Origin of the sequence: Cupriavidus sp. D384, assembly GCF_001652915.1 — a bacterium.
In the GTDB taxonomy this organism is placed as follows: domain Bacteria; phylum Pseudomonadota; class Gammaproteobacteria; order Burkholderiales; family Burkholderiaceae; genus Cupriavidus.
The window spans coordinates 58,882-69,324 of the sequence record NZ_BBQI01000011.1; the positions used below are offsets into that span (position 1 = coordinate 58,882).

Annotated in this window: 8 protein-coding genes; 6 read left to right on the forward strand and 2 right to left on the reverse strand. The window is 68.9% G+C overall.

Annotation, left to right across the window (positions count from 1 at the left end; genetic code table 11):
- Positions 1–116: 116 nt before the first annotated feature.
- The 3 genes from A9J21_RS05590 to A9J21_RS05600 are packed head-to-tail and all read left to right on the forward strand — an operon-like array spanning position 117 to position 5,994.
- Positions 117–3,332: an efflux RND transporter permease subunit gene (locus A9J21_RS05590; protein WP_066732757.1), complete on the forward strand. Its 3,216-nt coding sequence runs from the start codon at positions 117–119 to the stop codon at positions 3,330–3,332.
- A complete protein-coding gene (locus tag A9J21_RS05595; protein ID WP_066732758.1) occupies positions 3,329–4,513 on the forward strand; it encodes an efflux RND transporter periplasmic adaptor subunit in 1,185 nt (394 codons plus the stop codon). Before A9J21_RS05590 ends, A9J21_RS05595 begins: the two co-directional genes overlap by 4 nt.
- Entirely contained in the window at positions 4,510–5,994 is a 1,485-nt protein-coding gene (locus tag A9J21_RS05600; protein WP_066732759.1) for an efflux transporter outer membrane subunit, read from the forward strand. The genes A9J21_RS05595 and A9J21_RS05600 overlap by 4 nt, the downstream gene beginning before the upstream one ends.
- Before the next feature lie 60 nt (positions 5,995–6,054).
- Here A9J21_RS05600 and A9J21_RS05605 read toward each other — a convergent pair whose 3' ends face one another.
- Both A9J21_RS05605 and A9J21_RS05610 read right to left on the reverse strand, forming a co-directional pair.
- The gene (locus tag A9J21_RS05605) at positions 6,055–6,708 is read right to left on the reverse strand and encodes a response regulator transcription factor (protein ID WP_066732761.1); all 654 of its coding nucleotides are present in this window, start codon (positions 6,706–6,708) and stop codon (positions 6,055–6,057) included.
- Positions 6,705–7,121 (reverse strand): response regulator transcription factor, encoded by a 417-nt coding sequence (locus A9J21_RS05610; RefSeq protein ID WP_066732763.1) that lies wholly within the window; start codon positions 7,119–7,121, stop codon positions 6,705–6,707. Before A9J21_RS05610 ends, A9J21_RS05605 begins: the two co-directional genes overlap by 4 nt.
- A 296-nt stretch (positions 7,122–7,417) precedes the next feature.
- Between A9J21_RS05610 and A9J21_RS05615 the strand changes: the two genes are divergently transcribed.
- From A9J21_RS05615 to A9J21_RS05625, 3 genes are read left to right on the forward strand one after another with little or no spacing between them, the layout of a single operon-like run.
- Positions 7,418–8,239, forward strand: a complete 822-nt coding sequence (locus A9J21_RS05615) for an alpha/beta fold hydrolase (protein WP_066732766.1) — start codon at positions 7,418–7,420, stop codon at positions 8,237–8,239.
- Between the two features lie 28 nt (positions 8,240–8,267).
- Complete coding sequence (locus tag A9J21_RS05620; RefSeq protein ID WP_066732771.1) at positions 8,268–8,477, forward strand: hypothetical protein; 210 nt, start codon at positions 8,268–8,270, stop codon at positions 8,475–8,477.
- Positions 8,459–9,988, forward strand: a complete 1,530-nt coding sequence (locus tag A9J21_RS05625; protein WP_066732773.1) for an MFS transporter — start codon at positions 8,459–8,461, stop codon at positions 9,986–9,988. Before A9J21_RS05620 ends, A9J21_RS05625 begins: the two co-directional genes overlap by 19 nt.
- Positions 9,989–10,443 lie beyond the last annotated feature (455 nt).

Sequence of the window (10,443 nt, forward strand, 5' to 3'; positions counted from 1 at the left end):
CGGGTTGGATGACAAGACTGTAATCGTTTTGACCGGAATTCACAGGGCGGCCGATACCTAGAATCGGCCCCATTCCTTGAACGATTGCCGCGCCACCGGGCGCCGGGAGAGAAAGCATGTGGATTGTCAGGCTCGCCCTGCGCCGGCCCTATACCTTCGTCGTCCTCGCCATCCTGCTTTTGCTGGGTGGCGCGGTGGCCGCCCTGCGCATGCCGACCGACATCTTCCCGTCGATCGATATCCCGGTGGTCAGCGTGGTGTGGACCTACAACGGGCTGTCCGCGCAGGACATGGCCCAGCGCATCGTCACCGGCTACGAGCGGTCGCTGACCACCGATGTCGACAATATCGAGCATATCGAGTCGCAGTCGCTGCCGGGCGTGGCCGTCATCAAGGTCTTTTTCCACCCCGGCGCCGATATCAACCGTGCGATCTCGCAAGCCACGGCGGGCGCGCAATCGATCCTCAAGCAGATGCCCCCTGGCGCCACGCCGCCGCTGGTGCTGAGCTACAACGCATCGACGGTGCCCATCCTGCGGCTGGCGCTGGGCAGCGACACGCTGCCCGAGCAGGAACTGTACGACCTGGGCAACAGCTTTATCCGCACCCAGCTTGCCACGGTGCAGGGAGCGTCGGTGCCGCTGCCCTATGGCGGCAAGGTGCGCCAGGTGATGGTGGACCTGAACGTGCCCGCGCTGCAGGCGCGCGGACTGTCGCCGCTTGACGTGGTCAACGCCATCAACGCCCAGAACCTGGTACTGCCCGGCGGCACCGCCAAGATCGGGGCGCTGGAATACCGCGTGGACCTCAACGGCAGCACGCAGAGCGTGGCGGCGCTGAACGACCTGCCGGTGCGCAGCGGCCCGGACGGCACGGTCTATGTGCGCGATGTGGCGCAGGTACACGACGGCTATGCCCCCCAGACCAATGTGGTGCGGCATGACGGCAAGCGCTCCGCGCTGCTGGAAATCGAGAAGACCGGCAGTGCATCGACGCTGACCGTGGTGTCACAGATCCGCGCGCTGCTGCCGCACATCACGGCGGGGCTACCGAAGTCGCTGCAGGTCCAGCCGCTGTCCGACCAGTCCGTGTTCGTCACTTCGGCCATCGACGGCGTACTGCACGAAGCGCTGGTGGCCGCCTGCCTGACGGCCATGATGATCCTGCTGTTCCTGGGCAGCTGGCGCGCCACGCTGATCATCGCCATCACCATCCCGCTGTCGGTGCTGGCCGCGCTGATCGCGCTGGCGGCGCTGGGCCAGACGCTGAACATCATGACGCTGGGCGGACTGGCGCTGGCCGTGGGCGTGCTGGTGGACGACGCCACCGTGGCAATCGAGAACATTGCCCACCATCGCGAAACGGGCAAGCCACTGGAACAGGCCATTCTTGACGGGTCGGGCGAGATCGCCCTGCCCACACTGGTGTCGACGATGTGCATCTGCATCGTGTTCCTGCCGATGTTCCTGCTCAGCGGCGTGGCGCGCTACCTGTTCGTGCCGCTGGCCGAGGCAGTGGTATTCGCGATGATGGCTTCGTACTTCCTGTCCCGCACGCTGATTCCCACGCTGGCGCATTACCTGCTGCGCGGCGAAGGCGTGTCACGGCCGTCTACCGGCCGCCTGGCCGGCCTGACCCGCTGGTTTGGCGCGGCGCACCGCCGCTTCGAGGCCGGCTTCGAGCGGGTGCGCGCCGCCTATGCCCGCATGTTGTCCGCCGCGCTGGCCCGGCCACGTCGCACCATGACGATCTTTGCACTGGCCTGCGCGGGGTCGATGACGCTGGTGCCGTTTCTGGGCCAGGATTTCTTCCCCGCCGTGGATAGCGGCGAGATCCGCCTGCACATGCGGGTGCGCACCGGCACGCGCATCGAGGAAACCGCGCGCATCACCGATCAGGTCGAAGCCGATATCCGCCGCGTGGTGGGCCCGCAGCACGTGGCGGGCATCGTCGACAACATCGGCCTGCCCGTCAGCGGCATCAACCTGACCTACGATTCGTCGCTGCCGATCGGCACCGGCGACGCCGAGATCCTGGTATCCCTGAAGCCCGATGCCGAGCGTTCCGGCGTACTGGTCGACCAGCTGGACGCCGCGCTGCAGAAGGATTTTCCGGGCGTCAGCTTCTCGTTCCTGCCCGCCGACATGGTGAGCCAGATCCTCAACTTCGGCCTGCCCGCCCCGATCGACATCCAGATCGTCGGCAAGGACCTGACCGGCAACCGCAAGGTGGCAGACCAGTTGCTGCGCAAGCTGGCCGGTGTACCGGGCCTCACGGACCTGCACCTGCAGCAGCCGGCGGACCAGCCCGCACTGACCGTCGACGTGGATCGCACGCGTGCGCTGCAGGCCGGTCTGTCGCAGCGCGAAGTGGCGCAAAACCTGCTGATCTCGCTGTCCGGCAGCGGCCAGACCGCGCCCAACTTCTGGCTCAACCCGAAAAACGGCGTCAGCTACCCACTGGCCGTATCGGTGCCCCAGTACGCGATGGATTCGCTGCAGCGGCTGTCGAACATCCCGCTGGGCCTGGGCGCCGATACCGTGCAACAGGGCGGCGCCGGGCAGCTCGGCCAGTTTGGCACCATCGCGCGCACCAGCCAGCAAGGCGTGGTATCGCACTACAACGTGCAACCCGTGCTGGACCTGTTCGGCGCGGTGCGTGGCCGCGACCTGGGCGCCGTGGCTGGCGACGTGCAGCGCATTGTCGACCAGGCCCGCGCGCAACTGCCGGCCGGCTCGGACATTGTCGTGCGCGGCCAGGTGCAGACCATGCGTGCGTCGTTCTCGGGGCTGCTCACGGGCCTGGCCGCCGCCATCGTGCTGGTGTACCTGCTGATGGTGGTGAACTTCCAGTCCTGGCTCGATCCGCTGGCCATCGTCGGCGCGCTGCCCATGGCGCTGGCCGGCATGGCATGGATGCTGTTCGCCACCGACACGACGATCAGCGTGCCGGCGCTGACCGGCGCCATCATCTGCGTAGGCATCGCCACGGCCAACAGCATCCTGGTGATCAGCCATGCGCGCGACGGCCTGGCGGCAGGCAGGAACCCGGTCGACGCTGCCTGGGACGCCGGCTTCAGCCGCTTCCGCCCGGTGGCCATGACCGCGCTGGCAATGCTGTTCGGCATGGTGCCGATGGCACTGGGCTCGGGCGGTGCTGGCGCACAGAACGCCCCGCTGGGCCGCACCGTGATCGGCGGCCTGGCTTTCGGCACCGTCGCCACGCTGGTGCTGGTGCCAGTCTTCTTCGCCGTGCTGCATGGCTGGATGGCCCGGCGCGCACGTCCCGACAACAACACCTCCAACGCAATCGCTCACGAAGGCCTGGCATGACCCCGACCGACCACGACCCGAACCCGTCCGCACCGCACCGCAACCCCAGGCTGACCATGCTGGCCCTGGCCGGCGCTGCCGTGGCGCTGGCCCTGACGGCCGGCATCGTGCCGCGCTGGCACGGCCACGCCGAATTGCAGCAGCGTGCGCAGGCGGCGCAGACGCCCACCGTCAACGTGGTGCAGCCCCACAGCGCGGCCGCCGCGCACGACATTGCGCTGCCGGCCGACGTGCGCGCCTACGAGGACGCCGCCATCCATGCACGCGTCAGCGGGTATCTGCGCCGCTGGTACGTCGATATCGGCACGCCGGTCAAGGCGGGCCAGCTGCTGGCGGAGATCGACGCGCCCGAAGTGGCCGACCAGCTGCGTCAGGCGCGTGCCGACGAGGCCACTGCCGCCGCCAACTACCAGCTGGCGAACAGCACGGCCAAGCGCTGGCAGGACCTGCAGGCGACCAATTCCGTCGCGCAGCAGGAGACCGACCAGAAAGTGGCCGACATGAACGCCAAGTCCGCCCTGCTGGCCGCAGCGCGCTCGAATACGTCGCGCCTGGCCCAGCTGGCGAGCTACACGCAGATCCGCGCGCCGTTCGACGGCGTGATTACGGCGCGCAATGTCGATACCGGTGCGCTGATCGATGCCGGCAGCGCGCCGGGCCAGGGGCGCGAGCTGTTCCATATCTCGGCCGGCACGCGGCTGCGTGTCTTTGCACAGGTGCCGCAGGCCGTCAGCGCGGCAATGGGGGCCGGCACCCAGGCGTGGCTGACGCTGCCGCAGGCACCGGGGCAACGCTACCCTGCCACCGTGGCGCGCACCGCCGGCGCCATCGACCCCGTCACGCGCAGCCTGCGCGTGGAGCTGGATGTCGACAGCCAGGACGGCCGCATCCTGCCCGGCGCCTACGCGCAGGTGCATCTGGAAATCGGCAGCGCACACGCCGGCCTGGATCTTCCGGCCAATACGCTGATGTTCCCGGCAGGCGGCCCGACCGTGGCCGTGGTCGGCAAGGACAACAAACTGACGATCCGGCATGTGGCGCTGGGGCGCGACTTCGGCTCCCATGTGGAAGTGCTGGGCGGCGTGCAGGACACCGACCGCGTCGTGGTCAACCCCGGCGACGGCATCGTGGCTGGCATGACGGTGCGGGTGGCCGCGCCGGCGAAGGGAGATCCGGCATGAAGTCCACCATGCAGCGCACCCTTCGGCGCACGGCGATTGTGCTGGCCTGCGCCTGGCTGGCAGGTTGCGCCAGCGTGCCCTATCACGCCCCGGCCATGCCGCTGCCGGCCGCCTATCAGGAGGCGCAGGACAGCGCAGCCCAGGGCGCGCAGCCGGACACCATCGCGCCGGACTGGTGGCACGCGTACGGCGACGCCACGCTCGACGCCCTGCTGGCCCGCATCGACGTATCGAACCAGAGCCTGCTGAAGTCCATGGCACTGCTGCGCGACGCCCGTGCCCAGGTGGATGCCGCCCGCGCCGCCTACTTCCCGACCGTCGGCGCCACGGCCAGCGTCACGAGCACGCACCTGTCGGCCAACGTGGTGGGCCATTCCCTGGCCGGGAAAACCACGCCCGACCACTTGCTGGGGATCGGCGCCAGCTGGGAGCCGGACCTGTTCGGCCGCATCGGCAACAACGTCGATGCCGCACAGGCCCGTGCCCAGGCCAGCGCCGACGACGTGGCCGCCGTCCGGCTGAGCCTGCAGGCCGAAGCCGCCATCGACTACTTCGGCATCCGCTCGCTCGACCGCGAGGCCGCGCTGCTGCAGCAGACCGTGGACGCGTACGCGTCGGTGCTGCAACTGGTGACCAACCGCTATCGGGGCGGCATTGCCGCCGAAGGCGATGTCGCGCAGGCGCAGGCACAGCTGGAAAGCACGCGGGCGCAGGTTGCCGACCTGCGGCTGGCCCGCACCCAGCTGCAGCATGCGCTGGCGACGCTGGTGGGCGAACCCGCCAGCACGTTTGCCCTGCCGGTGGCTGCCACCAATACCGCCGGCACCGCAGGCACCGGCATCGCCCTGCCCGCCACGCCCGCCGCCGTGCCTGCCATGCTGCTGCAGCGCCGCCCCGACATCTCGGCGGCGGAGCGCCGCGTGGCCGCCGCCAATGCGCAGATTGGCGTGGCGCGCGCGGCCTTCTTCCCGACACTGATGCTGAACCTGAACGGCGGCCTGGAAAGCTCCGGGCTGGCCGGCTGGCTGACCGCCCCAAGCCGCTTCTGGGCCGTAGGCCCGGCCCTGGCCGCAACGATATTCGACGGCGGCAAGCGGCAGGCCGGCGTGGACAGCGCCCGCGCCCAGTTCGATGCCAGCGCTGCCGACTATCGGGAAACCGTGCTCAAGGCCGTGCAGGATGTGGAAGACAACTACGCCGCGCTAAGGCTGCTCGACCACGAAGCCGCCAGCCAGCAAGCCGCCGTGACCGCATCCAGCCGCGCCCTGCAGCAGGCCACCGAACGCTACCGCAAGGGCGCCGCCGCCTACCTGGACGTCAACGTCGTGCAGGCCGCCGCCCTGACCGACGCCCGCGCGCTGGAAGCCGTGCACCGGCGCCAGCTGACCGCCAGCGTGTCGCTGTTCCGGGCGCTGGGTGGGGGATGGGAGGAGAAGGATGCGAAGGAAGGAAAGGCAGGGAAGGCGCCGAACGAGGGGTGAGTCACGGACGGCAAGCGCGGCGGGGGGGCGCATTGCAGCGCGCATGGCCCGCCGTGCCGCCTATGCCCCGTTTCTTGCAGCGTCGATGATGCCCAGCGCCTCGGCCTTGAGTACGAAGTCGGCCAGCGAGCGGGCGCCCATTTTCTTCATGGCCTGGGCGCGGTGGATCTTGATGGTGATTTCGCTGAGCGTCAGTTCGGCGGCAATCTGCTTGTTGAGCAGGCCACGCACCACGTAGGCCATGACTTCCTTCTCGCGTGGCGTCAGTTCTTCGTAGCGCTGGCGCAGGTCGGCGTCGCGCGTGTCGGTCTGGCGGCGGGCGGCGTCGCGGGTCAGGGCGCTTTCCACGGCGTCGAGCATGTCCTGGTCGCGGAACGGCTTTGCCAGGAAATCCATCGCACCGGCTTTCATGGCCTTGACCGACATGGCGATGTCGCCGTGGGCGGTCATGAAGATGATCGGGATCGGCATCTTGCTGGCCGCGAACTGTTCCTGCACCGCCAGGCCGCTCTGGCCTTTCAGGCGCACGTCGAGGATCAGGCAGCTGGGCAGGTCCGGCCGGGGCGCCGCCAGGAAATCGGTGGCCGAGGCAAAGGTCTCGACCTGGTAGCCGACCGAGCGCAGCAGCATCGACACCGCGCGGCGCATGGACTCGTCGTCGTCCACCACATAGACCATCGACACCCCTTCTCCAGACGGGATCGCTGTATTCATGGATTCACTTTCGTTCCGGGTAAAGACTCGGGGCGCGGGGCAAGCGCACCCGACGCCACGTCTTCCAGGAATCGCTGGACGGCCGCGCCATCGACAGGCTTGCACAGACATGCATGCGCGCCGGCACGCAAGGCTTCGCGGCGAATGGCCTCGGTGCAGAACGCGGTGATGAATATTACCGGAACCTGGCTACCCTGCGCGTTCAGCGTGCGCAGCATGTCCAGCCCGTTCATCTTGGGCATCTGGACGTCGGACAGGATGCAATGCGCCCCCGCCGCCCCGCCAGTGTCAAGAAAGACCTGTGCCGATGCGAAGGTGTGCGCCTCCCAGCCCAGCGATCGGACCAGCCGGGAAGTCGCCGCGCGGATGGATTCGTCGTCGTCGATGATGGCGACAACCAGTTTCTTGGCCAAGGCCGGTACCTCACAACAATCTTATGGCGCCATGGTAGCGGCCCGCATCGGTCGCCAACACTATGCCTTCGTATAGGCGTCGGCACGCCGCGACACGGCGCGGGCCACCCCGCAAGCACCCCCGAAAGCCCCCCCGCAAGCACCCCTGAAAGCCGCTTGAAAGCCTGCGCCGGGCCCGCTCCGGCGCCCGGCCCGGCACCCGAAGTGCATATGCGAAAGCGCCGCCGGGCGCGCGGAACGGCCCGCCACGCACCGGCCGTAGTCTCAAGTCTCACTCTCTCCTCAGGAAGACAGACATGAGCTACATCACCACCCAGGACGGCACCCGCATCTTCTACAAGGACTGGGGCACGGGCCGTCCCGTGGTCTTCTCGCACGGCTGGCCGCTACATGCCGATGCGTGGGACGCCCAGATGCTGTTCCTGGTCCAGCATGGCTTCCGCGTGATCGCCCACGACCGTCGCGGGCATGGCCGCTCGGACCAGCCCGCGCACGGCAACGACATGGACACCTACGCCGACGACCTGGCCGCCGTGCTCGACACACTCGACATCCGGGGCGCCACGCTGATAGGCCATTCCACCGGCGGCGGCGAGGTGGCGCACTACATCGGCCGCCACGGCTCGAAGCGGGTGGCCGCGGCCGTGCTGATCGGTGCGGTGCCACCGATCATGCTCAAGACCGAAGCCAATCCCGGCGGCCTGCCGATGGAAGTCTTCGACGGCATCCGCCAGGGCGTGGCGGGCAACCGCTCGCAGTTCTACAAGGACCTGGCGGTGCCGTTCTTCGGCTTCAACCGCCCGGATGCCAAGGTGGCGCAGGGCACCATCGACAACTTCTGGCAGCAGGGCATGGCGGGCGGCGTGCTGGGCCAGTACCTGTGCGTCAAGGAGTTCTCCGAGGTCGACTACACCGGAGACCTGAAGAAGATCGACGTGCCGACGCTGATCCTGCATGGCGACGACGACCAGATCGTGCCGATCGACGATGCCGGGCGCCTGTCGGCAAGGATCGTCAGCGGTGCCACGCTCAAGGTCTATGCCGGCGCGCCGCACGGCATGTGCGTGACACGGGCCGACGAGGTCAATGCCGACCTGCTGGCCTTCCTGAACCGCTGATCCACCGCCGTCTGACTGGAGAACCGCCATGCGTTCGATCCTGATCCGCACCGTCCTGACCGCCACCTGCCTGCTCGGCGCCGTGGCCGCCCACGCCACCGACCCGGCCACCAGCCCGTTTGCCGCCGACCGCTACGACTACAGCGTGCTGCCCGCCGCCAGGGCGGAGGCCAAGGCGCCGGCGTCCGTGCCGGCCAGTTGCCACGGCAGCAAGGCGGCATGCCATCCGTCGCGCTAGGCGCCCTGCCGCGCGTCACGCGCGGCGGCGTGCTGCTGATGGGGCTGGCGCTGGGATGCGCCACGGGCGTCGATTTCGTGGCGACCTCGATACTGGCTACCGGCGCGGTGCAGATCCGCGCCGGCATCTACGCCACGCCAGACGACTTCCTCTGGTGTTTCACGGCCTATGCCGCCGCGGCCATCGTCGCCAACCTGATGCTGCGGCGCGTGGCCGACCTGATCAGCTACCGTGGCTTCACCATGCTGGGCCTGACGATTGCCATCGGCGGGGCCCTGTTGTGCGCGGTGTCGGACAACATCGTGCAACTCTCGCTGGCGCTGGCCGTGCAGGGCCTGGGTGCCGGCGGGCTGTTCGCGGCCGCGCGCACGCTGATCCAGATGATCGCCGCCCCGCAGGAGCGCCCGCGCCTGCTGTGGCCGTTCGTGCTGGGCGCCATCGGCATGCTGGCCGCCGCGCCATGGCTCACGGCCACGCTGATTCTCGATGCCAGCTGGCGCCTGATCTTCATCGTGCAGGCCATCACCGCCGCCGCCACGCTGCTGCTGGTATCGGTCACCTACCCGCACCGCATCACGCCCTCTCGTCCAACTCTTTTACCCCGCCCGCCTGGCATCGACACCATCGCCGCCATGGACTGGTACACCGTGCTGCTGCTCGGCCTGGGCGCGCTGGTGCTGGTGCATGGCCTGGCCGACCTGCGGCTGTACACGGCGGCCAGCACGCCCATCGTCGTGGCCCGCCCGCTGGGGGGCGCCGTGCTGATGGGACTGGCCTTCCTGCGGCTGCACCGCCATCCCGATCCGTGGCTCAATACGCACCGGCTGGGCGGCAGGCGCTACCTGACCGGCCTGGGCTTCTATGCCACCTACTCGTTCGTGGCAGGGCTCTGGAACTACCTGATCCCCATCGTGCTGCAGCTGGGCCTGGGCTTCTCGTTCGAGACCACCGGCATGGTGACAACGCTGACCGGCGCGGCCGGCGTGGTGGCCGGCATCCTGTACGTGCTGCTGGGCGCCCGCCTGCCCGGCTCGCGCCGCTGGCTGGCCCTGGGCTACGTCATGCTGGCGGGCGCAGCCTGGATGCTGGCGACGCGCCTGACGACGGACCTGTCGCTGGGGCGCGTGGTGCCAGCGCTGCTGCTGCAAAGCCTGGCGCTGCCGTTCAGCCTGATCGTCGTCGCCCGGCTGACGTTCCTGGACACCCCGCTCGACGATTTCTCGCACACATACCAGTTCAAGAACATCGTGCGCCAGGTGGCCTCGGCCGCCGGCACGGGCGCCGCGGCCCAATGCCTGCAGTATGGCGAAGCGCTGGCGCGCACCCATCTGGTGGCGCGCGTGAACCCGTTCAGCATGACGCCGCTACCCCAAGGCGCCGCACTGATCAGCCTGTCGCAGCAGATCGACCAGCAGGCGGTACTGCTGGCCGGCGCCAACCTGCTGGCCATCGTGGCCCCGGGCTGCCTGCTGGTGGCCGGGTTCGCGCTGTGGCAGCGATGGCTGCGGTAAATTCCCAATGACCCTGCTGGCACGAGCCACGTGTGTTCTCCCCTCTGCGGCCTCGCGGGAGTGGGGAGCAGACACTGCGCGCGCTGGCACTAGCCACATGCGTTCTCCCCTCTCCCGTTTTACGGGAGAGGGGTCGGGGGAGAGGGCATGGCGGTTCAAAAGCTGACCTGCGCATCCTGAAAGGCCAGCCCTCTCCCCCAGCCCCTATCCCGCCTCGCGGGAGAGGGGAGCAAAACACTGCGCATTCCGGCGCGAGCCACGTGCGTTCTCCCCTCTGCCGTTTTACGGGAGAGGGGAGCAAACACTGTGCATTCCGGCACTGGCCACGTGCGTTCTCCCCTCTCCCGTTTTACGGGAGAGGGGTCGGGGGAGAGGGCACGGCGGTTCAAAAGCTGACCCGCGCATTCTGAAAGGCCAGCCCCCCCCCCCCCCCCCCCCCCCCCCCCCCCCCCCCC

Bases quoted from the DNA above. Each gene is read 5' to 3' on its own strand.
- A9J21_RS05600 (WP_066732759.1), top strand. From the start codon at position 4,510: ATGAAGTCCACCATGCAGCGCACCCTTCGGCGCACGGCGATTGTGCTG.
- A9J21_RS05625 (WP_066732773.1), top strand. From the start codon at position 8,459: ATGCCATCCGTCGCGCTAGGCGCCCTGCCGCGCGTCACGCGCGGCGGC.
- A9J21_RS05620 (WP_066732771.1), top strand. From the start codon at position 8,268: ATGCGTTCGATCCTGATCCGCACCGTCCTGACCGCCACCTGCCTGCTC.
- A9J21_RS05595 (WP_066732758.1), top strand. From the start codon at position 3,329: ATGACCCCGACCGACCACGACCCGAACCCGTCCGCACCGCACCGCAAC.
- A9J21_RS05590 (WP_066732757.1), top strand. From the start codon at position 117: ATGTGGATTGTCAGGCTCGCCCTGCGCCGGCCCTATACCTTCGTCGTC.
- A9J21_RS05605 (WP_066732761.1), bottom strand. From the start codon at position 6,708: ATGAATACAGCGATCCCGTCTGGAGAAGGGGTGTCGATGGTCTATGTG.
- A9J21_RS05615 (WP_066732766.1), top strand. From the start codon at position 7,418: ATGAGCTACATCACCACCCAGGACGGCACCCGCATCTTCTACAAGGAC.